General features: G+C 72.5%; 24 protein-coding genes. 11 read left to right on the forward strand and 13 right to left on the reverse strand.

The window, feature by feature from the left end; all coding sequences use genetic code 11:
* Positions 1 to 373: 373 nt before the first annotated feature.
* The 4 genes from ACIBHY_RS09020 to ACIBHY_RS09035 all read left to right on the forward strand — a co-directional run bounded on the left by ACIBHY_RS09020 (position 374) and on the right by ACIBHY_RS09035 (position 6,041).
* Complete coding sequence (locus ACIBHY_RS09020; RefSeq protein WP_397306577.1) at positions 374 to 2,518, forward strand: HelD family protein; 2,145 nt, start codon at positions 374 to 376, stop codon at positions 2,516 to 2,518.
* 556 nt (positions 2,519 to 3,074) lie between these two features.
* Positions 3,075 to 4,706 (forward strand): apolipoprotein N-acyltransferase, encoded by a 1,632-nt coding sequence (gene lnt / locus ACIBHY_RS09025; protein ID WP_397249813.1) that lies wholly within the window; start codon positions 3,075 to 3,077, stop codon positions 4,704 to 4,706.
* Between the two features lie 9 nt (positions 4,707 to 4,715).
* Positions 4,716 to 5,456, forward strand: a complete 741-nt coding sequence (locus ACIBHY_RS09030) for a polyprenol monophosphomannose synthase (protein WP_397306363.1) — start codon at positions 4,716 to 4,718, stop codon at positions 5,454 to 5,456.
* 84 nt (positions 5,457 to 5,540) lie between these two features.
* Positions 5,541 to 6,041 carry an FxsA family protein gene (locus ACIBHY_RS09035; protein WP_397249809.1) on the forward strand — a complete coding sequence of 167 codons (501 nt, stop codon included), beginning with the start codon at positions 5,541 to 5,543 and terminating at the stop codon, positions 6,039 to 6,041.
* A gap of 68 nt (positions 6,042 to 6,109) precedes the next feature.
* On the opposite strand, the gene ACIBHY_RS09040 is transcribed toward ACIBHY_RS09035, so the two are convergent.
* Complete coding sequence (locus ACIBHY_RS09040; RefSeq protein WP_184968423.1) at positions 6,110 to 6,454, reverse strand: RNA polymerase-binding protein RbpA; 345 nt, start codon at positions 6,452 to 6,454, stop codon at positions 6,110 to 6,112.
* 141 nt (positions 6,455 to 6,595) lie between these two features.
* Positions 6,596 to 7,201: a hypothetical protein gene (locus ACIBHY_RS09045; RefSeq protein ID WP_397249807.1), complete on the reverse strand. Its 606-nt coding sequence runs from the start codon at positions 7,199 to 7,201 to the stop codon at positions 6,596 to 6,598.
* 147 nt (positions 7,202 to 7,348) lie between these two features.
* Here ACIBHY_RS09045 and ACIBHY_RS09050 point away from each other — a divergent pair, with 147 nt between their 5' ends.
* Entirely contained in the window at positions 7,349 to 8,794 is a 1,446-nt protein-coding gene (locus tag ACIBHY_RS09050; protein ID WP_397306364.1) for an OmpA family protein, read from the forward strand.
* 49 nt (positions 8,795 to 8,843) lie between these two features.
* Here ACIBHY_RS09050 and ACIBHY_RS09055 read toward each other — a convergent pair whose 3' ends face one another.
* Positions 8,844 to 11,924 carry an AfsR/SARP family transcriptional regulator gene (locus tag ACIBHY_RS09055; RefSeq protein ID WP_397306365.1) on the reverse strand — a complete coding sequence of 1,027 codons (3,081 nt, stop codon included), beginning with the start codon at positions 11,922 to 11,924 and terminating at the stop codon, positions 8,844 to 8,846.
* Between the two features lie 105 nt (positions 11,925 to 12,029).
* On the opposite strand from ACIBHY_RS09055, the gene ACIBHY_RS09060 reads away from it, so the two are divergent.
* The gene (locus ACIBHY_RS09060; RefSeq protein WP_397306366.1) at positions 12,030 to 13,376 is read left to right on the forward strand and encodes an FAD-binding oxidoreductase; all 1,347 of its coding nucleotides are present in this window, start codon (positions 12,030 to 12,032) and stop codon (positions 13,374 to 13,376) included.
* Here ACIBHY_RS09060 and ACIBHY_RS09065 read toward each other — a convergent pair.
* Positions 13,363 to 13,872: a nuclear transport factor 2 family protein gene (locus ACIBHY_RS09065; protein ID WP_397249799.1), complete on the reverse strand. Its 510-nt coding sequence runs from the start codon at positions 13,870 to 13,872 to the stop codon at positions 13,363 to 13,365. The two genes, ACIBHY_RS09060 and ACIBHY_RS09065, sit on opposite strands and share 14 nt — an antisense overlap.
* A gap of 33 nt (positions 13,873 to 13,905) precedes the next feature.
* On the opposite strand from ACIBHY_RS09065, the gene ACIBHY_RS09070 reads away from it, so the two are divergent.
* The gene (locus tag ACIBHY_RS09070) at positions 13,906 to 14,385 is read left to right on the forward strand and encodes a winged helix-turn-helix transcriptional regulator (RefSeq protein WP_397306367.1); all 480 of its coding nucleotides are present in this window, start codon (positions 13,906 to 13,908) and stop codon (positions 14,383 to 14,385) included.
* On the opposite strand, the gene ACIBHY_RS09075 is transcribed toward ACIBHY_RS09070, so the two are convergent.
* Genes ACIBHY_RS09075 through ACIBHY_RS09105 form a run of 7 tightly spaced genes read right to left on the reverse strand, consistent with a single transcriptional unit; the run spans position 14,382 to position 20,635 of the window.
* The gene (locus ACIBHY_RS09075; RefSeq protein WP_397249797.1) at positions 14,382 to 15,749 is read right to left on the reverse strand and encodes an MFS transporter; all 1,368 of its coding nucleotides are present in this window, start codon (positions 15,747 to 15,749) and stop codon (positions 14,382 to 14,384) included. The genes ACIBHY_RS09070 and ACIBHY_RS09075 overlap by 4 nt on opposite strands.
* 7 nt (positions 15,750 to 15,756) lie before the next feature.
* Positions 15,757 to 16,557 (reverse strand): glycerophosphodiester phosphodiesterase, encoded by an 801-nt coding sequence (locus ACIBHY_RS09080; protein ID WP_397306368.1) that lies wholly within the window; start codon positions 16,555 to 16,557, stop codon positions 15,757 to 15,759.
* Positions 16,558 to 16,592: 35 nt separating this feature from the next.
* Positions 16,593 to 17,132, reverse strand: a complete 540-nt coding sequence (locus ACIBHY_RS09085) for a TrmH family RNA methyltransferase (protein WP_397306369.1) — start codon at positions 17,130 to 17,132, stop codon at positions 16,593 to 16,595.
* On the reverse strand, positions 17,129 to 17,719 hold the full coding sequence (locus ACIBHY_RS09090) for a class I SAM-dependent methyltransferase (RefSeq protein ID WP_397249791.1): 591 nt from the start codon (positions 17,717 to 17,719) through the stop codon (positions 17,129 to 17,131). The genes ACIBHY_RS09085 and ACIBHY_RS09090 overlap by 4 nt, the downstream gene beginning before the upstream one ends.
* An 11-nt stretch (positions 17,720 to 17,730) precedes the next feature.
* Positions 17,731 to 18,678, reverse strand: a complete 948-nt coding sequence (locus ACIBHY_RS09095) for a VWA domain-containing protein (RefSeq protein ID WP_397249789.1) — start codon at positions 18,676 to 18,678, stop codon at positions 17,731 to 17,733.
* Positions 18,675 to 19,637 carry a DUF58 domain-containing protein gene (locus tag ACIBHY_RS09100; protein WP_397306370.1) on the reverse strand — a complete coding sequence of 321 codons (963 nt, stop codon included), beginning with the start codon at positions 19,635 to 19,637 and terminating at the stop codon, positions 18,675 to 18,677. Before ACIBHY_RS09100 ends, ACIBHY_RS09095 begins: the two co-directional genes overlap by 4 nt.
* Positions 19,634 to 20,635: an AAA family ATPase gene (locus ACIBHY_RS09105; RefSeq protein WP_397249785.1), complete on the reverse strand. Its 1,002-nt coding sequence runs from the start codon at positions 20,633 to 20,635 to the stop codon at positions 19,634 to 19,636. Before ACIBHY_RS09105 ends, ACIBHY_RS09100 begins: the two co-directional genes overlap by 4 nt.
* A 103-nt stretch (positions 20,636 to 20,738) precedes the next feature.
* On the opposite strand from ACIBHY_RS09105, the gene ACIBHY_RS09110 reads away from it, so the two are divergent.
* Positions 20,739 to 21,488 carry a hypothetical protein gene (locus ACIBHY_RS09110; protein ID WP_397249783.1) on the forward strand — a complete coding sequence of 250 codons (750 nt, stop codon included), beginning with the start codon at positions 20,739 to 20,741 and terminating at the stop codon, positions 21,486 to 21,488.
* Positions 21,489 to 21,533: 45 nt separating this feature from the next.
* Complete coding sequence (locus tag ACIBHY_RS09115) at positions 21,534 to 22,388, forward strand: DUF2268 domain-containing protein (protein WP_397306371.1); 855 nt, start codon at positions 21,534 to 21,536, stop codon at positions 22,386 to 22,388.
* A 4-nt stretch (positions 22,389 to 22,392) separates the two neighbouring features.
* Here the strand turns inward: ACIBHY_RS09115 and ACIBHY_RS09120 are convergent, their stop codons facing one another.
* The gene (locus ACIBHY_RS09120) at positions 22,393 to 23,031 is read right to left on the reverse strand and encodes a response regulator (RefSeq protein ID WP_397249779.1); all 639 of its coding nucleotides are present in this window, start codon (positions 23,029 to 23,031) and stop codon (positions 22,393 to 22,395) included.
* Positions 23,028 to 24,221 carry a sensor histidine kinase gene (locus ACIBHY_RS09125; protein WP_397249777.1) on the reverse strand — a complete coding sequence of 398 codons (1,194 nt, stop codon included), beginning with the start codon at positions 24,219 to 24,221 and terminating at the stop codon, positions 23,028 to 23,030. Before ACIBHY_RS09125 ends, ACIBHY_RS09120 begins: the two co-directional genes overlap by 4 nt.
* Before the next feature lie 140 nt (positions 24,222 to 24,361).
* Here ACIBHY_RS09125 and ACIBHY_RS09130 point away from each other — a divergent pair, with 140 nt between their 5' ends.
* Both ACIBHY_RS09130 and ACIBHY_RS09135 read left to right on the forward strand, forming a co-directional pair.
* Entirely contained in the window at positions 24,362 to 24,922 is a 561-nt protein-coding gene (locus ACIBHY_RS09130) for a ClpP family protease (protein ID WP_397249775.1), read from the forward strand.
* 2 nt (positions 24,923 to 24,924) lie between these two features.
* Positions 24,925 to 25,539 carry an ATP-dependent Clp protease proteolytic subunit gene (locus ACIBHY_RS09135; RefSeq protein WP_397306372.1) on the forward strand — a complete coding sequence of 205 codons (615 nt, stop codon included), beginning with the start codon at positions 24,925 to 24,927 and terminating at the stop codon, positions 25,537 to 25,539.
* Positions 25,540 to 25,554: the final 15 nt, after the last annotated feature.

Here is a 25,554-nt window from a genome sequence, read left to right on the forward strand (position 1 = left end):
GTCCTCACCCTCGGGATCTGGGGCTCCCGACTCCTGGGTTGAGGGTTAGGAAAGTTTCCTAACTTGGTGTGAACGTACGGAGTCCTGGCAGGATCGGTCAAGAGGTGAAACCAAGACGTGACCGTCTCAAGGAAAGGAAGATCCTGGGTGTCTCAACAGGCATGCTAAGGTCGTGATTTGTCGTAACAACTAGCAGAATGGCCCGGAGTGTCCCATTAACACCACAAACACTAGTGGTCCCACCACCGCCCGTCAAACCGAGCTGGCCAAGGAGCAGCAGTACGTCTCCCGCCTGTACACCCGGCTTGACGTGCTGCGCGAGCGCACCCAGAGCCAGCTGAAGGACGTCCTGGCCACCGGAGCCGTCGGCACCATGCAGAACCGCTCCGAACGCGACACCTTCGCCGACATGTACGCCAACCGCCTGGCCCGCCTGTGGGCGGTCGAGCGCGGACTGGTCTTCGGCCGGCTGGACCACACGGAGGAAGGCCGGCTCTACATCGGCAAGCTCGGCCTCACCGACGACGAGCAGGAGCGGCTGCTCATCGACTGGCGCGCGCCGGTCGCCCAGCCGTTCTACCGCGCCACGCCGGCCGCTCCCATGGGCGTCACCCGCCGCCGGCATCTGCAGACGCGCGGCCGTACCGTGGTGGGGGTCGACGACGACCTGCTGGACCTCGACGGGATCAGCGAGGCCGACCGCGCCACCCTGAACGGCGAGGCCGCCCTGCTGGCGGCGCTGGACGAGAAGCGCACCGGCCGCATGCGCGACATCGTGGCGACGATCCAGGCCGAGCAGGACCGCGTCATCCGCGCCGACCTCAACGGCGTGCTGGTCGTCCAGGGCGGCCCCGGCACGGGCAAGACGGTCGTGGCGCTGCACCGCGCCGCCTACCTGCTCTACACCCACCGCGAGCGCCTGGAACGGCGCGGCGTGCTCATCCTGGGCCCCAACCTGACCTTCCTGCGCTACATCGAGCAGGTGCTGCCCTCGCTCGGCGAGACCGACGTGCTGCTGTCCACGGTCGGCGAGCTCTACCCGGGCCTGAACGCCACCGCCCGCGACCGGCCGCAGGCGGCGGCGCTGAAGGGCGACATCAGGATGGCCGAGGTGATCGCGCGGGCCGTGCGCGACCGCCAGCGCGTCCAGCGCAAGCCCGTCCAGCTCCCGCTGGGCCGCTACACACTGACGATCGAGCCCGGCATGCTCGATGCCGCGCGCAACAAGGCGGTCCGCTCGCGCCGCCCGCACAACCAGGCGCGCACGGTGTTCGTGCGGTCCATCCTCAACGCCCTGGCCCGCCAGGCGGCCAAGAAGATGGGCAAGGGCCTGATCGACGACGAGGAACTGGCGGACCTGCGCGAGGAACTGCGCACCGAGCAGGTGGTGCGCACGGCGCTCAACCGCTTCTGGCCCTACCTGACGCCGCAGCGTCTCCTCCTCGGCCTGTACGGCTCGCCCGAGCGGCTCGACTACGCCGCCTCCGTCCTGACCCCCGCGGAACGCGCGCTGCTGCGCAGGGAGGGCGGGGACTGGACGGAGTCCGACGTCCCGCTGCTGGACGAGGCGGCCGAGCTTCTGGGCGAGATCGACGAGAAGGTGCTGCGCGCCAGCGCCGCCCAGGCCGAGGAGGACCTCGCCGCGGCCCGCCAGGCCGAGGAGCACGAGCGCGAGGCCGAGCTCGCCTACGCGCGCGAGGTCCTGGAGCTGACCGGTCTGTCCGATGTCATGGAGGCCGAGCGGCTGGCCGAGCGCCAGCGCGGCGGCGGTCCCTACCTGACCACGGCCGAGCGAGCCGCCGCCGACCGCACCTGGGCCTACGGCCACGTCATCGTGGACGAGGCGCAGGAACTGTCGCCGATGGCCTGGCGGGCGCTGATGCGCCGCATTCCCACGCGTTCGATGACGATCGTGGGCGACATCGCCCAGACCGGCTCGGCGGCCGGGGCGCGCGCCTGGGCCGACGTCCTCGACCCCTATGTGGCCGGGCGCTGGCGCCAGGAGAAGCTGACGGTGAACTACCGCACTCCCGTGGAGCTGATGGCGGTCGCCGCCGACGTGCTGGCCACGATCGACCTCGAGCTGCGGGCGCCGACCTCGGTGCGCGAGAGCGGGGCGACGCCCTGGTCGGCGCCGCTGACCGAGCTGCCCGACCTGGTCAAGGCCGAGGTGGGCGAGGGCGGCAAGGTCGTGGTCGTCGCCCCGGACGTCCTGGTCGGCACGCTCGGCGCGAGCGTCGCCGCGGCGGTGCCCGGCACGGCCGTGGGCGGCGGGGCGGCCGCGCTGGACGCGCCGGTGGCGGTGATGGGCGTGGCGGACGCGAAAGGGCTGGAGTTCGACTCCGTGATCGTGACGGAACCGCAACTGATCGTCGAGCAGTCGGCGCGCGGTTCGAGCGATCTTTACGTGGCCCTGACCCGCGCCACACAACGCCTCGGCGTCGCCCACGATCGCCCGCTGGGGCCCGCCTTGAGCCGCCTGCGGCCACGAGGAAATGGACCGACAAATGGGTTTTAGCGCGGCGGCTCCCCGGCTGGGTCATGGCGGGTCACCGCCCGGTCCCCCTGCCGCTCCCATGGACTACCTGCGAAAACTTGATGTTTCCGCTGATCGGGACACGGTTGACATCTGAGTTGGAGTCGGTAGTTTGCTGCGCAGTCCAGCACGGGACTTGGCCGGTTGGCCGTCTCTGACATCGTCGGATCCTGCGTCCGTGACGGAGCGTGACAAATTGTGCGCGACTCCGTCCACACAGCCAGGTGCAGGGCCGTCGGTCCGTCGAGTCGGGGCACCCCAACCGGGCGGGGGGTTGGACCCGGGACGGGCCCGGTAGCCCAGTAGACAACGGAATTCCGCGCTCGCCGCCGACGAGACGGGTCCGGTCCGAAGGGTTTCCGGGCCCTCTTCCCGCTCCCGTGCCAGTGGATCACCACAAGCGCCGGGTGATCTCGCGGCCGACGGCCCGCGAGGTCACCCTGCCAGGTGCGGCACTCCTGGCCAGGCGCGGAGCCGATCGCCCCGGCCAGGCGGTACCGTTTGCGCGACGGCTTGAAGCGATCGCGAGGAGACCGGCGTGGTGCAGGAGAAAGCGGCGGCCCCACCGCCCTCGCCCCTCCCCGGCCCCGCCGCGCCCGCCACGCCGTCGGTGACGTGGCCGAAGGAACCGCCCGCGCGCCTGCTCGCCCGCGTGGCCGCCGCCGTCGCCGGAGGGCTCGCGCTCTTCCTCGCCTTCCCGCCGCTCGACTGGTGGTGGAGCGCGCCGATCGGCCTGGCGCTCCTGGTCATCTCCGTGTACGGCTGCCGCCCCCGCCGCGCCGCCTGGCTCGGCTACCTGGCGGGCGTGGTCTTCCTGCTGCCGACCCTGTGGTGGGTCAGCCCGATCGGCGTCGACGCCTGGATCGCGCTGGTCGGCGTCGAGAGCCTCTTCTACGCCGCCTGGGCCTTCCTGACCCGGCTCACCCTGCGCCTGCCCTGGTGGCCGCTGTGGCCGGCGGCGCTGTGGGTGGGCATGGAGTGGTGCCGCTCGACCTTCCCGGTGGGCGGCTTCCCCTGGGCCAGGGTCGCCTTCAGCCAGGGCGAGTCGCCGTTCACCCCGTACGCCGCGCTCGGCGGCGTGCCGCTGGTGACCTTCGTCGTGGCGCTGTGCGGCTCGCTGATCGCCTACGCGGCCGTCCGGCACCTTCCGGCGCTGCGCCGGGCCACCGGCGCCCCAGAGCCGCGTGACAGGCGCCTGGCGGTGGCGCCGCTGGCGCTCGCGCTGGCCGTACCGCTGGCGGCGCTCGCGATCCCGCGGCCGGGCGACGAGGGCAGGTCGATCAACATCGGCATCGTCCAGGGCAACGTGCCCGGCAAGGGCATGTACGCCTTCGGCGAGGAACCCGCCATCGTCCTGCAGAACCACGCCAACGAGACCAAGCGCCTGGCCCAGGCCGCGCGCGAGGGCAAGGTACTCAAGCCGGACATCGTCATCCTCCCCGAGAACTCCACCGACATCGACCCCTACCGCAGCGAGTTCGCCCGCTCGGTCATCGACGACTCGGTCAAGGACGTCGGGGTGCCCACGCTGGTCGGCGCGGTCGTCTCGATCGGCGACGCGGAGCGCGCCACCCGCAGCCTCGTCTGGGACCCGGTCAAGGGACCCGGCGCCTACTACGACAAGCAGCAGCTCGTCCCGTTCGGCGAGTACACGCCGTTCAAGGAGGTCTTCCTGGCGCTGTTCGAGCGGGCCAGGCTCGTCGGGCGGCAGTCGGTGGCGGGCACCAGGCCGGGCGACCTCCGGATGGGCCCGGTCACCATCGGCGCCGTCAACTGCTACGAGGTGGCCTTCGACGCGACCGTCCGCGAGACCGTCAGGGCCGGTGGCACGCCGCTGGCCGTGCAGACGAACAACGCCACCTACGCGCTGTCCAATCTTCCCCCGCAACAACTTGCCATGTCCAAGCTGCGCGCGGTGGAGCACAATCGAGCCGTGGTGACCGCCGCGACCACAGGGATCTCCGCCTTCGTCACGCCGGAGGGTAAGGTCTCCTGGCAGACCCGCGAGGGGGTCGCCGACATGAACGTGGTCAAGGTGCCCGTAAGGACCCGGGCCACGCTCGCCACCACGGTGGGCGCGGCGCCCGAATGGGCATTGATGGTGATGGGTGTGGGGGCCGTAGGCGCCGCCGCGTGGCGCGGCAGGCGCCGAGACGATCGGATGGGGTAACGACTGACCATGGAGACGCTTGGCCGGGTGCTCATCGTCGTACCCACGTACAACGAGCGTGACAACCTGCCGCTGATCGCCGAACGGATCCGGGCCGCCGTGCCCGACGCGCACCTCATGATCGTCGACGACAACAGCCCCGACGGCACCGGCGACCTCGCCGACGAACTGGCCGCCAAGGACGACCACGTCCGCGTCCTGCACCGGCCGGGCAAGCAGGGGCTCGGCGCCGCCTACATCGCCGCGTTCCGCTGGGGCATGAGCGAGGGCTACGACGTGCTCGTCGAGATGGACGCCGACGGCTCCCACCAGCCCGAAGAGCTGCCGAAGCTGCTGGAGGCGCTGGCCGAGGGCGCGGACCTGGCGATCGGCTCGCGCTGGGTGCCCGGCGGCAAGGTCGTCAACTGGCCGGCGCACCGCGAGTTCCTGTCCCGGGGCGCCAACGTCTACGTGCGCCTCATCCTGGGCCTGCCGATCCGCGACGCCACGGCGGGCTTTCGCGCCTACCGCGCCGCCACGCTGGAGAAGATCGGCGTGTCGGGCGTGGAGTCGCAGGGCTACTGCTTCCAGGTCGACCTCACCCTGCGCACCGTCCGCAGCGGGCTGCGCGCCCGCGAGGTGCCGATCACGTTCGTGGAGCGGGTCAACGGGGTCAGCAAGATGAGCGGCAAGGTCATCACCGAGGCGCTGTGGCGGGTGAGCCTCTGGGGCGTCACCGGGCTGCCCTCACGCCTGCGCCGCCGCCGCTGACGCCGTCCTCGCGCGGAACGTCCGGGGCGGCCCGGACGTTGTACCGTCAGTAGACGGCGTCCGCCTGCCCGAATGAGGAAATCGATGGTCCGGCTCCTGCTTTTCCTGGCCTTCCTGGTCGTGCCCGTGCTGGAGATCTGGGTGCTCATCCAGGTCGGCTCCGTGATCGGCGGCTGGACCACGGTGGCGCTGCTGATCGCCGACAGCCTGTTCGGCGCGTGGATCGTGCGCCGCGAGGGGCGCCGGGCCTGGCGCAGCATCAACGAGTCGCTGCAGTCGGGGCGCATGCCGGACAAAGAGCTGGCCGACGGCGGGCTCATCCTCGTGGGCGGGGCCCTGCTGCTGACGCCGGGATTCCTGACCGACATCGCGGGGTTCCTGTGCGTGCTGCCGTTCACGCGGCCGATGATGCGCCGCCTCGGGTCGTGGTTCTTCGCCCGCCGGGTCAAGGCGATGGCGGCGGCCTCGCCGTACGCGAACCTGGGTGTGCCCTTCCAGCGCGCGGACCAGAGCTCCCCGGCCGACCCGTCGGGCGGCAAGGTCGTGCACGGCGAGGTCATCAGGGAGGAGCGCGACGGCGGCTGAGCGGCCGTCGCGGACAAGCCAAAGCCCCCGGACCCGTCAGGGCCCGGGGGCTTCACCGTGAGAATGTGTCAGGCGCTCTTGCGACGCTGGGCGCGTAGGACGGCCAGCCTCTCGTTGAGCACCTCTTCCAGGTCCTCGATGGACCTCCGCTCCAGGAGCATGTCCCAGTGCGTCCTCGGTGGCTTCGCCTTCTTCGACTCCGGCTGCTCGCCGTCCACGCGCACCGCGGTCACGCCGCACATGCGGCACTCCCAGGTGGCGGGGATCTCGGCTTCAGCGGCAAGCGGAACCTCGAAGCGATGGCCCTTCGGACAGGTGTAGGACACCTCCTGGCGCGGGGCCAGATCCGTGTTACGGTCGTTCTCGTAGCTGGTTGCCCCGAGCCGGGTGCCACGAAGTGCGCGCTCGCCCATGTCTAAATGCCTCCTACAGGGCCCCCACTAAGATGGGGGGTCTGTCTCCCACGGTGTCTAACGCTTGGTACCGTGATGGGATTCCCACCCGGAGCGTGATCCAACCGCTCAGGCCGCCAGGAGTGGGAGGAAGTTCTTGTTTCACGCGGTTCGCGAGCGCCACATTTCCACGGCCAGCCACAGCGCGCCCAGCGTGATGAGCACTCCGTGGGCGATGCGCAGGGCGTAGACCGGCGCGAAGAACTGCGGGATGAACAGGGCGAACCCGGCCGCCAGCGGCACCGCGCTCCACTTGTTCAGCACGCCCGTGCGCCAGACGGCCACCGCGGCCATGACCGCGCCGACGCCGAGCAGCAGCAGGCCACCTGCGAACATCGTGACCTCGACCGTCCCATAACGGAACTCCTGCGCCAGTTCCATCAGCGCGGGCGCGCCGTCGCGCAGGGAGCGCTTGGCGATGACGTTGAGCCCGAAGTCCTCCGCGCCGTAGTAGGGCAGGGTCAGCCCGGCGCCGATCCAGGTCACGACCGCGGCGCGCAGCGAGAGCCGGTCGCCGAGGACCTGGTGGAGCCCGAGTACGGCGAGGCCGAGCAGGATGAACCCGAGCATGGCCGCGAGGTGCCCGATGACCCAGTTCGCCGAGGCCATGGCCGCCGCGTCGTCCCCCGAGGGCCGCAGAACGGGATAAAGCAGAAACATCAGGCCGGTGGCCGCGAAGGCGGCGGAGGTGAGACGAGGGGCGGGCATCGGGTTCTCCTTGAAGTGCATTGCTCTGTTGTGAGAGCAATGCTCTCGAATGAGAGCGCATGTGTCAAGAGCGCTGCTCTCCGCGAGGCGGTTCGCGTGAGACGCCGGTGAGACGTCCGTGGAACGCGCCCCCGGCACGCTATCGCCATGACCCCTCACACCCGGCGCCTGGCCTGCGGCTTGGCCCTCGTCATCGGACTGTCCGCCTGTGGCGTGCTCCCCCCTACCGCCGCCGGGCGAGACGAGCCCTCCGCCCCCGCGGGGGAACCCTCCGCCCTCGCGGGGGAGGAGCCCCGCTCCACGGAGGACGAGCCACGGCCGAGCGCGAACAAGCCCCGGCCGCGGCGGCCCGATCCCGGCATCGTCGCCCCCGCCGTCTCCACCGCGCTGCCCGTCGAGGGCAGGAACCTGCGCCTGGCCAGGTCCGGGGACAAGGAGCTGGCGCTGCGGTTCGACCTGTTCAACGGCACGGACAGAGAGCTGTCGCTCGGCGCGCTCGGCCTGGACGCCCGCGAACGGCTCGTGGCCCTCGTCGACCCGGTCACGGGCACCGCCTACGGCCTGGCGGGCAACTCCGGCCAAGGGCGCATCAGCGAGGACGTGGACGTGGAGCCCGGTGGGAGCACGCCGGTGACGGCCGTGTTCACCGCGCCGCCCGGGGAGACCTCCGAACTGCTCGTGGCGCTCAACGGCCTGCGGCCCGTGATGGTGCCGATCGGCCCCGCCGGGCCCGAGGACGGCGCGGTGCCGCCCGGGCAGGGCGGCGCGCAGGTGGGCGCGCTGGTCTGCAAGGTCGGCAAGGGCGGCAAGGAGGCGTTCACGCTGCCCAGCGACGTGCTGTTCGAGTTCGGCAGCGCCAAACTGTCACCGGCGGCCAGGTCGGCGATCACCGGTCTGGGCGAGCGGGTCGGCGCCTCCTCCGGCACCGTCACCGTCGACGGCCACACCGACGGGGTGGGCGGCGACGCCGACAACCAGACGCTGTCCGAGCGCCGGGCGCGGGCGGTCCGCCAGGCGCTGGGGCCCTCGCTCGGCGACTCCTTCGACTACCGGGCCAAGGGCCACGGCGAGAGCGACCCCGTCGCCCCGAACGCCAAGCCGGACGGCAGCGACGACCCCCGGGGACGGGCCAAGAACCGGCGCGTCGAGGTCGAGGTCGACGGCCGGCGCGAGCCCGAGGCGCCGGTCTCCGGCGGCGAACTGTCCGGTGCCGGACTGCGGGCCGAGGTCGACAGCGTGCGGCGGCTGTCGGGCTATCTGCTGGCCTCGGTGAAGGTGACCAACCCCGGCTCCGAGCCCGCGCCGCTGCCGTACGAGAACCACTTCACGCCCAAGGAGCTGACCACGGGACAGCTGTCGGTCAGCGGCCCCGGCAGCCGCCACGAGCTGTGCGGGTTCGCCGAGCCCACCTACTTCGACTTCGTCGGCACGCTCAGCTCCGGCTTCATGCCGGGCAAGCTCGACGTGCTGCCCGCCGGCGCCGAGGTGACGCTGTGGGGGCTGCTGCCCGCGCCCCCCGAGAACGTCGCGTCGGTGAAGGTCCAGCTCGGCGGGTACGGCGAGCCCCTGGACGCCCAGATCACCGAAGGCTGAGGCCCTTGGACGGCCAAGCTGTGGCCTTGGACGCGCGGATCGCCGGCCGCTAGCGGCTCAGCGAGTGGCGGACCTCGGCCAGCCGGGCGGTGTACCTGGGCCAGCCGAACCCCGAGGCGGCGTACGCGGAGGCCGTCGCCTCGGCCAGGTCCCCGGCGCCTGCCCGGTCGCCGGAGGCGAGCGTCAGCGCCGCCGAGACCGCCCTGGCGGCCAGCCACGGCGTGCTGCCCTCCGGCGCGTCGGCGTAGACCGCCCGCAGCAACGAACCGGCCTCGTCCAGGTCGCCGCGCAGGATCAGCACGTCGGCCAGGTCGATGTGCGCCATGCTCGCCCCGGTCCCGTCCTCGGCCGCGTAGGCCAGCGCCGCCCGCAGGTGCGCCTGCGCCGCGCCCGTGTCGCCGTCGGCGAGCCGGGCGTTGCCCCTGATCAGCTCGTTCAGCGGCAGGATCTGCCGGTCGTCGAGCCGGGTCGCGTAGTGGCCGGACTCGTCGGCGCAGGCCACCGCCTCGCGGGTACGGCCCATGGCCAGCAGCGCCTGGGCCTGGTTGCTCAGGCCCCTGGCCAGGCCGTGCTCGTCGCCGCTCTCCCGGTCGAGCGCGTTGGCGGTGACGTAGCGGTCGAGCGCCGCCTCGGCCCGGCCCGTGTACAGGTACAGGGTGCCCAGCGCGTCGGCGAACGCGGACCTGCGCTGCCTGTTGGCCAGCCGCTCCGCCAGTTCCTGGCCCTCCAGCAGCGGGGCCAGGGCGTCCTTCAGCCGGCCGCGCTCGATCTCCACGATGCCGCGGTAGTAGCGGACGTTCATGGTCAGCGTGTCGTCGTCGGCCAGTTCCGCGGCCTTGGCCAGCAGGTCCGCGGCCTCGTCGAAGCGGCCGACCATGGTCGTGACGAAGCCGTGGTCGCACAGGGCGGACGCGCGTTCCGCCCGGGTGCTGCCAGGGGCGTCGGACAGGGCGGCGAAGTGGCGTCTGGCCTCGGCGTACCAGCCGCGGATGAGCCACGGGGTGTGCAGCTCCAGGGCCAGCCGCAGGCCGTCGGCGGCGCGCTCGGTGCCCGGGGCGCCGTCCAGCGCGGCCAGCAGGTTCGGCCACTCGGCGAACACCGCGCCGACCGCCTCCGCCCCGGCGAAGTCGTCGGGGTCGCCGGCCTGCCTGACGAAGTCGAGGCACCAGGCCAGGTGCGCGGCGCGGGCCGGCTCGGTCTCGCCGGCGGCGGCCAGCCGTACCGTGGCGTAGTCCTTGACGGTCTCCAGCAGCCCGAACCTGCGCCCGCCACCGCCGGTCTCCACCGTCACCAGGCTGCGGTCGGCGAGCTCGGCCAGCGCGGGGGCGACGTCGCCGACCGGCATGCGCGCGGCGGCCACGTGCTCGGCGGCCTCCAGCGTGAAGCCGCCGCTGAACACCGACACCTGGCGCAGGACCGCGCGCTCGCGGGCCTCCAGCAGGTCGTGGCTCCAGTCGAGGGCGGAGCGCAGGCTCGTGTGCCGTCCGCCGGCGCCGCGCCCGCCACCGACCAGCAGCCGCAGGCGGTCCTCCACGCGCGTGGCCAGTTGCGCCGCGGTCAGCGCCCGGGTGAGTCCCGCCGCCAGCTCGATGCCGAGCGGCAGCCGGTCCACGGCGGCGCAGATCGCGGCCACCGCGTCGGGGTCGGCGCCGATCTGGTCGGGCGCGCACCGCTGCAGGAACAACCGCGCCGCCGCCGCGGGCGCGAGCGGCCCGACCCTGTGCAACTCCTCGCCGGGGGCCAGCAGCGGGCGCTGTGAGGTGACGAGCACGGTCAGCTCCGTCGTACGGCCCAGCAGCGCCATCACCAGCTCCGCCACCGCCTCGACCAGGTGCTCGGCGTTGTCCAGCACCAGCAGGGAGCCGTCGAGCCGCGCGGCCGCCTCGGCCGGGTCGCCGGGCTCGGCGCCGACGGCCGCCCAGATCGCGTCCTGCCTTTGGAGCGGAGCCAGCTCGACCACCGTGACCGCCCGCCGCCCGGCCCCCGTGATCGGTCGCTGTCGCGCCGCCATGGCGGGCCGTTGCCCGGCCACCGATCTGGCCGCCTCGATCGCCAGCCGGGACTTCCCGCTGCCCGGCCCGCCGGTGAGCGTCACCAGCCCCGGCCGCGCCAACCGGCCCACCAGGGCGGCCAGGTCGCCGTCGCGGCCCACGAAACTGGTCGCGGGCCCGGGGAGCCGCACCGCCCCGTCTCCCGGCCGCCCGTCTGCTCCCGGCTGCCCGTCTTCTCCTGGCCGCCTGCTTTCTCCCGGTGACCTGTCTTCTCCCGGCCGCGCGTCTTCTCCCGGCCGCTCGCCGACGGCGGGTTCGCGCGCCGCGCCCGCCTCTCGCGTGGGGCCGGGCCGTTCGTGGAGCAGGGAGGGGTCCTGGCGGAGCAGGAGCATCTCCAGCCGCGCCGTCTCCGGGGCCGGGTCCACGCCGAGCTCCTCCGCGAGCGTGCGGCGTAGCCTGGCCAGCCGGTCCAGGGCCTCCGCCTGCCGTCCGCTCTGGTAGAGGGCGGTGGCCAGCAGCCCGTGCAGCCGCTCGTGCAGGGGGTGCTCGGCGGCCAGCCGTTCCAGCTCGGGCCGGGCCTCGGCGGCGGCGCCCAGGGCCAGGTCGGCCTGCAGCCGCTCCACGAGCAGGTCGAAGCGCCACGCGTCCAGCCGCTCGCCCTCCGCGGCGGCGAAGGGGACGGATCGCAGGTCCTCCAGCGACGAGCCGCGCCACAACCCGAGCGCCTCGGCCGCGGCCGCCCTGGCCGAGCGGTGGTCGCCGGCGCGCACGGCGGCGTGCAGGCTCTCGGCCGCCTCGCGGGCGGCGCGCAGGTCGGCGGGGCCGGCGTCGAGGGAGTAGCCGCCTGCCGCCCTCACCAGCCGCGCACCGGACGAGGACGAGGACGGGGACGGCGCCGCGGTGAGGGCGGTGCGCAGGCGGGAGGCCAGGACGCGCAGCCGTTCGGTGGGCCGGGTGAGCTCGGCCGCGCCCCACAGGTCGGCGGCGAGCCGTTCGTCGGGGACGGGGCGCCCGCCGGCCAGCGCGAGCCGGGCCAGGAGCGCGCGTTCGAGCGGACGCTCCAGACGGACCAGAGCCTCACCGGCGCGAATCACGACCGGTCCGAGCACGAGGACGTCCAGGCCGGAGGGCGATGACATGGGCTGGATTATCCCAGGCTCGCCGGTGAGACGCCGGTGAAACGGAGGTGGAAGGTCGCCCGTCCAGGCTGGGCGCCATCGGTTACACGGCCTGAGGAGACAACGATGCGGCTCGCCGTACGAGGAGAAGCGCTCACCCCCGACGACCCGGGCTACGAGGACGCCAGGAGGCTCTACAACGGCATGATCGACCGGCGGCCCGCGCTGCTCGTGCGGGCCGGCGGCACGGAGGACGTGGTGGTGGCGCTGGCCCACGCCCGCACCCGTGGCATGGAGGTGAGCGTGCGGGGCGGCGGGCACGGCGTGGCCGGGCTCGCGCTCGGCGGCGACCTGGTGATCGACCTGTCCGCGCTGCGCGGTGTCACCGTGGACGCGCGCGAGCGCACCGCGGTGGTCGGGGGCGGCGCGACCTGGCGCGACGTCGACCAGGCCACGCAGGCCCACGGCCTGGCCGTCCCCGGCGGCCGGGTGAGCCACACCGGCGTTGCCGGGCTCACGCTGGGCGGCGGCCACGGGTGGCTGTCGGGACGGCACGGCCTGACCTCCGACAACCTGATCGGCGTGGAGATGGTCACCGCCGGCGGCCGCGTGGTCTCCGTCACCGAGCGGGACGAGCCGGAGCTCATGTGGGCGCTGCGCGGCGGCGGCGGCAACTTCGGGGTCGTCACCTCCTTCACCTTCCGCCTGCATCCGGTGGAGCCGCTGATGCTCGGCGGGCTGATCGGCTACCGGGTGGCCGACGCGCCGGCCGTCCTGGACGTGCTGGCCGGGCTGGAGGAGTTCCCCGACTTCAACGGCGCGGTGATCTTCATGACGGCGCCGCCTGAGCCGTTCGTGCCCGGCCACGTGGTCGGCCGGCCGGTCCTCGCGGTGGCGCCGGTGTGGCTGGGCGACCCGGACGCCGGAAAGGAGCTGATCAGGCCCCTGTACGCGGCGGCCGAGCCCCTGTTCGACGCCGTCCAGCCGATGCCCTACGTGGCGCTGCAGTCGATGATCGACGGCGGCGCCCAGCCGGGCTGGCGCAACCGGTGGAGCGCCGAGATGGTCCGCGGCCTGCCGCCGGACCTCGTCGCCGACCTGCAGGACGCCGCGATGACCGCCCCCAGCCCGCTGACGCAACTGGTCGTCGCGGCGATGCCGGAGGCGGTCAGGAACGGCCCCGACTCGGCCTACCCGGGCCGGGAGGGCGGCCGCTACCTCATCCACCCCATGGCGGTCTGGACGGACCCGGCCGACGACGAGGCCAACCGGGCCTGGACGGCCAAGGTGACCGCCGCGATCCGGGGCCACGAGGTGACCGGCACGTACCTGAACCTGGAGGCGCCGGACGACGACCGGGTGCGCTGGGCGATGGGAGAGGAGCGCTACGGCAGGCTGCGGCGGGTGAAGTCGGCCTGGGACCCGGACGACGTCTTCCGCCACTGCGCGCACGTACGCGTCATTTCGGAGTGACGAGGGGCACCAGCGTGCGGTCGCCGAAGTCGGTCATGAACGCCAGCGGCTTGACCGAGGCGCCGACCAGCGCCGCCAGGGCGGGCTTGCCGGCGGCGCGGGCCAGGCCGGGGCCGAGCGCCGCCATCATGGCGGTGAGCGCGGGCAGCGGCCTGATCCACATGGTGACGTCCTCGATGAGGTCGTCCTCGCCGATCCTGAGCAGGACGGCCTCCTCCAGTTCGTGCTTGCCGAGGCGGGCGGTGGCGGCGAGCATGCGGGTGCGCTCGTCGCCGACGTCGGTGTGGTAGCGCAGCTCGCGCAGGGCGCCGAGCGCCACCGTGAACAGCTCGCGGACCTGCGCGTGCCCGGAGAAGCCCGCGCGGGCGCTCAGCGGGGAGTGGAAGGAGACCGTGGGGGAGAGCGTGGCCATCAGGGCGTCGACGTCCTTGGCCTCGCCGGCCTCGCGGTAGCGGCGGCTGACCGCGTTGAGTGAGTCCTGAAAATGAACTGTCATGGGTTCACTTTATCAACTGACTATGCTGGGGTCATGAACAGGTTCGGGGACATGCACTGCTCCATCGCCCAGGCCGTCGGCGTGGTGGCGGAGCCGTGGACGCCGCTGATCCTGCGCGACCTCTTCCTCGGCCTGCGCAGGTTCGACCAGCTGAGCGAGGACCTCGGGATCTCGCGCAACCTGCTCACGCAACGCCTGGAGCGCCTGCGGGCGGCGGGCGTGGTGGAGAAGGTCGCCTACCAGGAACGGCCGGCCCGCCACGAGTACCACCTGACCGAGGCGGGCCGCGACATCGTGCCCGCGCTCATCACGCTGATGGCGTGGGGCGACCGGTGGGCGACGCCGCCCGGCGGGCCGCCCGCGCTGCTGATCCACTCCTGCGGGCGGCAGTTCACGCCCGAGGTGACGTGCCCGCACTGCGGCGGCGCCGCCGGCGCGGACACGATCACGATCGTCGGAGGCCCCGGCGCCGCGCAGAGGCCGGGGACGATGGTGCTGGCCAAGCCGGACTAGAGCTTGTCCGGGACGTCGTTGCCGGCGGCGCGGATGGCCTTGGGCAGGTTGACCGCGGCCAGGATGGCGCCGCCCAGGATGAAGAAGACGACCAGCGAGATGATGCCCAGCCGGTAGCTGCCCGACAGCTGGATGGCCATGCCGAGGGTCGCCGAGCCGAGGAAGGTCGAGCCCTTGTCGCTGATCTCGTAGAGGCTGTAGTACTCCGCCTCCTTGCCCTTCGGGATCACGTGGGAGAACAGGGAGCGCGACAGCGCCTGCGTGCCGCCCATGACGATGGCGATCGCGAAGCCGAGCGCGTAGAAGGCCGCGGCCGAGCCCGCGGGCAGGAAGTAGGCGATCGCGACGACGGCCGTCCAGGCCACCAGCGCCATCAGCACGACCTTCTTCGCGCCGATCCTTGAGGCCACGAAGCTCAGCAGCAGCGCGCCGAAGAACGCCACGAACTGCACCATCAGGATGGCGCCGATCTGCACCGTCGTGTCGAGGCCCAGCTCCTTCTCGGCGAAGGTCGCGGAGAAGGAGATGACGGTCTGGACGCCGTCGTTGTAGAGCAGGTAGCCGACGAGGAAGGCCAGCGTCAGCGGGTAGGCCTTCAGCCCGATCGCGGTGCGGCCGAGCTGGCGGAAGGAGCCGCCGATCGCCTGGCCCGCCGTCTCGCGGCGCGGGGCGGGGCCGCGCCGGTTGCGCAGCCGCAGCAGCGGGATGATCGTGAAGCCGCCCCACCACAGGCCGGCCGAGGCGAGCGCGATGCGCACCGCGGTGCCCTTGTCGATGCCGAGCAGGTCCTCGCCGAACAGGAACAGCACCAGGTGCACGGCCAGCAGCAGCCCGCCGCCGAGGTAGCCGAAGCCCCAGCCCATGCCCGAGACCTTGTCCCGTTCGTCGGGCGTGGCGATGTCGGGCAGGAAGGAGTTGTAGATGACGAACGCGCACGCGAAGCCCACGTTCGCGATCAGGAACAGCAGGCCGCCGAGGATGTAGCGGCCGTCGCCGACGAACCAGAAGCAGACCGTGGCCAGCGCGCCCAGGATCGCGAAGAAGCCCATCAGCTCCTTCTTGCGCCCGGTGTGGTCGGCCAGCGCGCCCGCCACCGGCATGAAGATGATCTGCATGATCGCCGCGACGCCGACGACGAAGGAGAAGTACGCGCCCGGCCGTACGTCGAAGCCGAGCACGTCCACGTACGGCGCGCCGTTCGCGGCCGCCTCGGCGATCGTGATCAGGTACGGCCCGAGGAAGACGGTCAGGACCGTCGTCGGGAAGGCGGAGTTGGCCCAGTCGTAGAAGTACCAGCCCCACTGCTCGCGCTTGCGCGCGGCGGGGGAGTCGTCGAAGACCGCGGGGGGTGAGGGGACGGTCATGCTTCTCCTATGCGGCCAGGGAGCCGGGATGCCAGAGGCCGCGCCGGTCGAGGACGTCGCGCAGGCCCGAGATGTTGTCGGTCATGATGCCGTCGACGCCCAGGTCGAGCAGGCGTTCCATGCGGAGCGGGTCGTTGATGGTCCACACGTGCACCTGCATGCCGACGGCGTGCGCGGTGTGCACCAGGGCCCTGGTCGTCACGCGCAGGCCGCGAAAGCCCACCGGGACCTGCGCGCAGGGGACCCCGGAGCGGGCCAGGCGGGTGAGCAGCCGGCCGTAGCCGGAGGTGCTGGCGGCGGTGCGCAGGGCGGCCACGCCGCGCGGCCCGAGGGAGGAGCAGACCTCGCGGCCCATCGCCGCCCTGGCCCGTTCGAGGCGCTCGTCGGAGAAGGAGGTCAGGCAGACCCGGTCGTGGGCGCCGGTGCGCCTGACCACCTCGGCCAGCGGGGCGATCGCGCCGGCCTCCTTGACGTCGATGTTGAAGCGGGCCTCGGGGAAGCTGCCGAGCAGGTCCTCCATCAGGGGGATCTCGTGCGCGCCGCCGATGCGGGCCTGGCGTACCGTGCTGTAGGGCAGGTCGGCGATCCGTCCGCGCCGGTCGGTCACCCGGTCGAGCGTGTGGTCGTGGAAGGCCAGCAGCACGCCGTCCGAGGTGGCGTGGGCGTCGGTCTCCAGGTAGGTGTAGCCGAGAGCGACGGCCCGCTCGAAGGCGGCAGCGGTGTTCTCCCGTCCTTCGAGCGCCCCGCCCCGGTGGGCGAAGGCCAGGGGGCCCGGATGGTCGAGGAACGGGAATCGACGGCTGAGCACGGGTCGAGTATGCCTTCCGTGGGTGAACGTTTGGGTTACGAATCAGGCAGGGCTGCCCATTCCTGGCGGCGGGTCTCGGCCAGTGCCATGGCCGCGGCCACCGCGACGTTGAAGGAGCCGACCCGGCCGACCTGCGGGATGTAGCAGGCGCCGTCGGCGGCGTCGAGCAGCGCGGGCGAGCAGCCGTGGTCCTCGCTGCCCACGACCAGGCAGACGTCGCGGGCGAGGTCGGCGCGGAAGATCGGCTGAGCGTCGGAGGTGAGCTCGATCGCCAGTACGGCGTAGCCGTCCTCGCGGGCCGCCTTGACCGCGTCGACGGCGGGCATGGGCTCGTGCCAGGTGACGAGGCGGTCGGTGCCGAGCGCCGTCTTGCCCGCCTTCGGATTGGTGGGCGGGGTCGCGTTGCCGGCCAGCCAGATGGTGTCGACGCCGAACGCGGCGGCGCTGCGGAAGATCGAGCCGACGTTGAACGGGCCGGTCACCGATTCGAGGATCAGCGCGATCCGGTGTTCGGTGCCGCGCCGCCAGGTGCGGTTGAGCCGCTTCACGTCCGTGGGGCGAAGCTGCCTTCTCATCGTGTCACCTTCAGGATTCGGTACGCGGCCCTGGAAGCCTCACGGGAGGCCTGCCAGCCCTGCTCGCCGAGCCAGCGCTGCAGGGAGTCGGAGCCGAGGTGTTTCTGGACGACCAGGTAGGCGACGCCGTCGGGGGTCAGCCGCGACAGCCACCTGGTGAGCATGGCGTGGAGTGCCGGTTTGCCGATCCGGATCGCCGGATTAGACCAGATAGCCCGAAATTTCACGTCATCTGGTACGTCGTCGATATGAACCGGTCTTACTTTGTAAAGGGCGGCGGCCTGGGCGTTGCGCTCCGTAAGCTCCAGCGAGCGCCGGTTCACGTCGACCGCCCAGACGGTCGCTCCGGGCGCCCGCGTGGCCATCGTCAGCGCGATCGGCCCGTAGCCGCAGCCCAGGTCGAGCAGGTCGCCTTCCCGCGGCGGCGGTGGCACGCTCTCCAGCAGGATCTTCGTGCCCAGATCGACCCGCTCGGGGGAGAACACGCCGCTGTCGGTCTCCAGCCGCAGGTGCAGATCGGGCAGCACGAGACTGACCGAGCCCGGCTTGTGGCTCGTGTCAGGCCGCTCGGAGAAGTAGTGGGCCACGTGCAGAAACGTTACGGGATCCGGGCACCGAACCAGACCGAGGCACCGGCCACCAGCGCGCCCAGCAGCACCGCGGCCACGATGAACCACTGGCTGATCTCCTGGTTGACGAGCTTGAAGCCGAGCGAGGTGCCGATCTGCTCGTAGACCTCGCGCAGTTCGGTGCCCGACTCGGCGGCGTAGGCCCGGCCGCTGGTGCCCTCGGACAACGACTGGAGCGTCTGCTTGTTGACCGGCACGTTCACCTCCCGGCCGTCGATGGAGACGGTGCCTTCCTGCGTGCCGTACGCGATGGTGGAGACGGGCACGCGCCCGGACGTCGCGGCCTCGATCGCCTCGGGCACCGAGCGGCCGGAGGTGTTGTCGCCGTCGGACAGCAGCACGATCGCCGCGGGCGGCGGGTCGGTGGCGGCCTGCTGGTCGAAGGAGCGGATCGAGTCGAGCGCGTTGAAGACGGCCTCGCCGATCGCGGTGCCCGGCCGGGTGGTCAGGTTGCCGATGGCGGTCACCACGGCCTGGTGGTCGGTGGTGGGGGAGATGACCACGTTGGCCGAGCGGGCGAAGGCGACCACGCCCACGTTGAAGCGCTCGGGCAGGTCGCGGGCGAAGGCCTGGGCGGCGGCCTTGGCGGCGCTGATGCGGTTGGGCTGGACGTCGTCGGCCTCCATCGACAACGACACGTCCAGCGCGATGATGATCGTGGCCCGGTCGCGCGGCACCCGTACCTGGTCGGCGGGCCGGGCGGCGCCGATGACCAGCAGCGACATCATCACCAGGAACAGCGCGGGCGCCACGTGCCGGCGCCAGCCGGGGCCCTCGGGGGCGACGAGGTCGAGCAGGGCGAGGTTGGTGAAGCGCACCGTGTAGCGCCGGCGCAGGAACATGGCCGCCACGTAGCCGCCGATCAGCGCCACGATCAGCGCGAACAGCCACAGCCAGGCCGGGGACAGGAACGTCACGCGCCCCTCCGGTGGGCGAGGTGGGCCATCCTGCGGCGGCGGAGCACGAACTGCGCCACGTCGAACACCCAGTCGCGGTCGGTACGCAGCACCAGGTGGGCGGCGCCGGCCCGGCGCAGGGCGACCCGCGTGCCCTCGCGCTGCAGCGCCGCGGCCTCCGCGTACGCCTGCCGTACCTTGGGTGAAAGGTGCACGTCGCGTACCTTCCCGCTCTCCGGATCAGTGAACGCGATTTGCCCGACATCGGGTAGTTCGAGCTCGCGGGGGTCGATCACCTCGACCGCCAGGACCTCGTGCCGGGCCGCCAGCCGCCGGAGCGGGCGCTCCCATGGGCGCTCGGCGTCGGGGTCGAGGGACGGCCGGGCGTCGAGGAAGTCGGAGACGACCAGCCGCATGCCGCGCCGCCTGCGCGTGGCGGCCAGCACGTCGATACCCTCGGCCAGGTCGGGAGCGTCCTGCCGGGGACCGCCGCGCGGCGCGTCCATCAGCGCGTGCAGCAGCCCGTACAGGGCCGGGCGGCCCGTGCGCGCCGGCAGCCGGTGGATGAACTCCTCGTGCAGCACCAGCGCCCCGAACCGGTCGCCCATCCGGCTGGACAGGAAGCCGATCGCGCCGATCGCGGCCACCACGAGATCGCGCTTGTCGGTGTCGGCGGTGCCGAAGTCCATGCTGGCCGACAGGTCCGCCAGCGCCCACGTCTCCAGCTCGCGGTCGGCGATCAGGTCCCGCACGTGCGGGACCGTCGTGCGTGCGGTCACCGCCCAGTCCATACGCCGCACGTCGTCCTCGCCGGGCACGTAGACGCGGCTGTCGCCCGCCTCGCTGCCCGCTCCCGGCAGGAGTCCCTGGTGCGCGCCGTGCAGCAGCCCGTCCAGGCGCCGGGTGACGGTCAGCTCCAGCCGCCGTAGCGCGTGCTCGGCGCCGCGCTTCCCCGGTGGTACGGCTCCCGCCTCGGTCATCGGTTCTGGTTCCAGACCACCAGGGGCGGCGGCACGGCGTGCAGGATCTGCCGGACCACCTGTTCCGGATCCACCCCGTCGGCCAGCGCGTCGAACGTCAGCATCAGCCGGTGCGCCATCACGTCCACGGCCACGTCGCGCACGTCGTCGGGCAGCAGGTAGTCGCGTCCCCGCAGCAGCGCCAGCGCCCGGCCGGCGGACACGAGTCCCAGCGTGGCCCGCGGGCTGACGCCGATCTCGATCATCTCGGCGAGGTCGGGCAGGCCGTACTCGGCGGGCGAGCGCGTCGTCATCACCAGGCGCACCACGTAGTCGGCGACGAGCTGGTGCACCGAGACCTGCTCGGCCTGCTCCTGCAGCGCCATCAGCGTGTCCGGCTCCAGGACCCGCTCGGGCACCGGCGGGGTCACGCTCATCCGGTGCAGGATCTCCAGTTCCTCGTGCGCGCTCGGGTGCGGCACGCGTACGCGGAACAGGAAGCGGTCGCGCTGGACCTCAGGCAGCGGGTAGACGCCCTCGGACTCGATCGGGTTCTGCGTGGCCAGCACGATGAACGGCCTGGGCAGCGGGTTCGTGACGCCGGCCAGCGTGACCTGCCGCTCGGCCATGACCTCCAGCAGCGCCGACTGCACCTTGGCGGGGGCGCGGTTGATCTCGTCGGCGAGCAGGAAGTTGACGAACACCGGCCCGAGCTCGACGTCGAACTTCTCGCTCGACGGGTGGAAGACGCGGGTGCCGACGATGTCGCTGGGCACCAGGTCGGGGGTGAACTGGATGCGGGCGAACGTGCCCCCCACCACCGTCGCCAGCGTGGCGGCGGCCAGGGTCTTGGCCACGCCCGGTACGCCTTCGAGCAGGCAGTGGCCGCGCGCGAGCAGGGCCACGACCAGGCGCTCCACCATGTGCTCCTGGCCCACGATGACGCGCCGGACCTCGTCCAGCGTTTTGCGCAGCACGGCCGGGTCGGTTCCGCTGGGCAGCTCTTCAGCGACGGTCATGGGTGCCATTTCACCAAACGTGCCGCGAACTCGCACGGAGGCACCCCCGGCAGGGCGGCCCGCTCTCGCGGGGGCGGCAGGCCGGCTGTGCTTTCATGGGTGGGTGGCCAGTCCGCTGCAGCACGGTGATCCGCCCTCCCTGGGCCCTTTCACGGTGCAGGCGCGCCTGCACGTCCTGCCCGCCGGGTTCGTCTACCTCGGTCAGGCACAGGACGGGCGGGCGGTGTCGCTGGCCGTGCTGACGAAGGGCGCGGCGCTGGACGCGGCGGCGCGCGACCGGTTCGTCACCGCCGTGCGCGAGTCGGCGCCCGCCGGGGTGCGGGGGTGGCTGGGCCGGGCCACGGGACGGGCGGCGGTGCTCGACGGCACGCCGCAGGTGCTGGCCATGGACGCGGGGGTGGCGCCTTGGGTGGCGGTGCCGTACCTGCCGGGACGGCCGGGCGCGGAGCGCTTCCTGGAGCCGGTGATGGTCGGCGGGACGCTGATCGGGCAGGCGCATGGGCCGGACTTCGTGCCGTACTGGCTGGGGGACCGGGCTCCGGCGCTGCCGGGGCGGCCGGGCGCGGCCAGGCCGCTGACCGAGACCGCGCGGCGCGTGCTGCTGGCGCTGGCCGTTCTGCTGACGCTGCTGCTGGTCGGGGTGGTGATCGCGCTGGTCCTGCTGCTGGGCAGGCAGGAGAGCGAGCCGCTGCCGCGCCCGCTGCCGCCGACGGTGCAGGTGCCGACGCCGCCGCCGACGCCGCTCACGCCGGAGCCGCAGCAGCCGACACCGTCACAGTCGCCGAGCCAGAGCGGCAGCGGCACCCCCGGGCCGACGCCGGGCGACGAGTCCGGCGAGGGCGACCCCATCTGATTCCGGTTTGACCCTCCCGTAACAGGAGGGTTTAGCGTCTCCGGCATGGAGCTCATCGTTCACGACAACCTGGACGTGATGGCCGCGATCCTGCGCGCCCCGCTGCCCGAGCGGCCGGACCTGCTGCGCGAGATGCTCGCCCCGGTCGGCGAGATCATCCCGTTCCCCGGCGACCTCGTCGACATCCACCACGAGGGCGGCGGCTTCCGGGCCGACGTCGAGGACCCGCGCTACCTGCCCGCCATCGAGCGGCTGGTCTCGATCGACCTCAAGGGCCGCATCGAGAAGGAGCTGGAGCGCGCCGGCGCGGGCCTGGCCCACCTCAAGCAGCCCGAGCGGGTACGCGTCATGTTCGTCCTCGGCAACCCCGACAACGAACACCTCATGACCACCGCCCGCGGCTACTACGGCATGGGCGGCGCGCCCGGCTGGCTCTACCTGCTGGCCTGGCCCACCGACGAGAACGTGGAGCGCATCGCCCACTGCGCCGTCCACGAGATGCACCACCAGATCCGCTACCACAACGTCGTGTGGGACCCGGAGACCGTCACGGTCGGCGAGCACATCGTGGCCGAGGGGCTGGCGGAGGCGTTCGTGCGCGAGGTGTCCGGGCCGGGGGCGATGGGGCCGTGGTCGTCGATGGTGAGCGGCGAGCCGCTGGAGGACGCCTACCGCAAGATCATGGCCGACATCGATCTGCAGGGGATGCGGCACACGCCCGCGTACGTGCTGGGCGACAGCGCGGTGCGCAAGTTCGGCGGGGAGCCGCGCGGCATCCCCGACATGGCCGGGTACGCGGTCGGGCTGCGCCTGGTCGACGCCCACCTGGCCGCCACCGGCATGAGCGCCGCCGGCAGTTCGGGCCTGCCCGCCGCCGAGATCCTGCGCGCGAGCAGGTGACGTCTCAGGCCGGGCTGACGAACCCCGACTCGTAGGCGGCGATGACGGCCTGGGTGCGGTCGCGGGCGCCGAGCTTGGTCAGCACGTTGCCGACGTGGGTCTTGACCGTCTCGGCGCTCACCACCAGCTCGGCGGCGATCTCGCCGTTGGACAGCCCCTTGGCCATCAGCCGCAGCACGTCGCCCTCGCGTCCGGTCAGCCGTTCGATCCCCGGCGCCCGCACGCGCGGACGGCTGCCCGCCAGCGCGCGGATCGCCGCGGGGAACAGCAGCGACTCGCCCCTGGCCACCGTCCTGATCGCGCTCGCCAGTTCCTCCGGCCTGGTCCGCTTGAGAAGGAACCCGTCGGCGCCGGCCCGCAGCGCGTCGTAGACGTGGTCGTCGTTCTCGAACGTGGTCACCACCAGCACCTTCGGCGGCTCCTCCATCGCCACGAGCTGCCGGGTGGCCTGGATGCCGTCCACGGCGGGCATCCGCACGTCCATGAGCACGACGTCGGGCCGCTCGCGCCGCACCACCGGGATCACCGCGGCCCCGTCGGCCGCCTCGCCCACGACGCTGAGATCGGGCTCGGAGTCGAGGATGATGCGCAGGCCCGCGCGGATGAGGTCCTCGTCGTCGGCGATCACGATCCTGACTGTCATGGGCTCGACCGTAGCGGCAGCCGTACCGAGACCTGCCAGCCGCCCTCGGCGGGTCCGGCCTCCAGCTCGCCGCGCAGCAGCCGGACGCGCTCGCGCATCCCGGTCACGCCCCGCCCGCCGCCGCGTTCCTCGCGGGCCGCCGCGGGGTTGCCGACCTCGAGTTTCAGGTCGTCTCCCTGTACGGCTGCCGCCAGCCGTACCGGACCATGACCGTGTTTGATGGCGTTGGTGAGCGCTTCCTGCACGATGCGGTACGCCTCGCGCGACACCACGGCGGGCACCCCGCTCAGATCGCCCACCTCCGCGCGCACCTCGGCGCCCGAGGCGCGCACCAGCGCGTCGAGGTCGGCCAGCGTGGCCTGCGGCTCGGTGCCGCCGCGGCCGCCGCGGTCCTCGCGCAGGACGCCGAGCACGTGGTCGAGGTCGTCGAGGGCCGAGCGCGCGGACTGCTCGATGGCGGCCAGCGCGGCGCGGGCGGTGCCGGGGTCGCGGTCCAGGACGCGTCCCGCGGCGGCGGCCTGGAGGGTGACGACGCTGAGCGCGTGGCCGACGGAGTCGTGCAGCTCGCGGGCGAGCCGGTTGCGTTCCGCCAGGCCGCGCGCGTGCTCCTCGACGGCGGCCAGCCGCTCGTCCGGGGTGGGGCCGAGCAGCACGGGGGCCAGCCTGGCCAGCAGCGCCCCGGCGGCCGCGACCGCGAACACGAGCGCGACCAGCAGCGCGAGCCCGGCCAGCGTCCAGGGCAGCGCGGCCCAGCCGGGCCGGACGTCGTAGCCGAGCCAGGTGGCGCCGTGCAGGGGCAGCGGCAGCGTCCACAGCGTGAACGGCACGATCGCCAGCGTGCAGCCGCTCATGAACCCGCCGACGCCCAGGTGGAGCGTGAACCAGGCGGCGGTGCGGCGGCGCTCCTGCCAGCTGCGGCGGGCCTGGCGCGGCGGGGTGTCGACGTGCACGCCGAGCAGCCCCTGCGCGGCGTTGACCTCCAGGGCGCGCACCGGCAGGAACAATCCGGTCAGCGCCACGACGGGCAGCACCGCCGCGAACACGCCCAGCTCGACCGGGAGCAGCAGGTCGGGCACCCGCCCGCCGCCGCTGAGCACGCCGGACATCAGGACCCCGGCCATCATGTACGGCATCAGCAGCGCGCCGCCGAGCACCAGGCAGGCCCACCGCCTGGCGAGGTTCTTTCTCACAGGGTGCATTGTATGTCGACGAAATTCGCGGACGGCATAATACGCCTTTGGTGAAATCCCCCGTGAGCGAAAAGAAAGCCGAATTCAGAGCCGCCGGGTCTACCGTCGGAAGTAATTGCACGTCGACGGAAAGGCAGGTCATGACAGAGACGAAGCAGTGGCCGGAGCAGCTGGGCCAGCGTTTGCTGCGGGAGCGCATCCTCGTTCTCGGCCAGGAGGTCGACGACGAGATTTGTAATCGACTCTGTGGTGAGCTGCTTTTGCTCGCGGCCGAGGACCCGAAGCGCGACGTGACCCTTTACATCAATTCACCGGGCGGTTCCGTGTCCGCCGGCATGGCGCTGTACGACATGATGCAGTTCGTGCCCTGCGACGTGGCCACGGTCGCGATGGGCTTCGCCGCCTCGATGGGGCAGCTGCTGTTGTGCGGTGGCGCGCCGGGCAAGCGTTACGCGCTGCCGAACGCCCGGATCGTCATGCATCAGCCGCTCGGCGGCATCGGCGGGTCGGCCACCGACATCCAGATCCAGGCCGAGAACCTGATGTACACGAAGCGGCGCATGGCCGAGCTCATCGCCTTCCACACCGGGCAGCCGCTGGAGCGCATCAGGGAGGACTCCGACCGCGACCGCTGGTTCACCGCGCAGGAGGCCCTGGAGTACGGATTCGTCGACCACATCTCCAGCAGCGGGGTGAACTGACCATGAGCGGACGCTACGTCCTGCCCTCCTTCACCGAGCGCACCTCCTACGGCATGAAGGAGATGACGCCCTACAACAAGCTGTTCGAGGACCGGATCGTCTTCCTCGGCACGCCGATCGACGACACCAGCGCCAACGACGTGATGGCGCAGTTGCTGACGCTGGAGTCGATCGACCCCGACCAGGACATCCAGCTCTACATCAACTCGCCCGGCGGCTCCCACACCGCCATGACCGCCATCTACGACACCATGCAGTACGTGCGTCCCGAGGTCCAGACCGTCTGCATCGGCGAGGCGGCCTCGGCCGCCGCCGTCCTGCTGGCGGCCGGGGCCCCGGGCAAGCGAGGGGCGCTGCCGCACGCCCGGGTGCTGCTGCACCAGCCGTCCACGGAGGGCGGGCGCGGGCAGTCGAGCGACCTGGAGATCCACGCCAGGGAGATCCTGCGCATGCGCGACCAGCAGGAGCACATCCTGGCCCGGCACACCGGCAGGAACGAGCTGGAGATCCGGCGCGACCTCGAACGCGACCGCGTCTTCACCGCCGAGCAGGCCCGCACCTACGGCCTGATCGACGACGTCTTCGCCGGCCGCAAGCGCACGCTCATCCCCCGCTGACCCCCTCGGGTTCCC

Source organism: Nonomuraea sp. NPDC050547, from assembly GCF_044457345.1.
In the GTDB taxonomy this organism is placed as follows: Bacteria; Actinomycetota; Actinomycetes; order Streptosporangiales; family Streptosporangiaceae; genus Nonomuraea.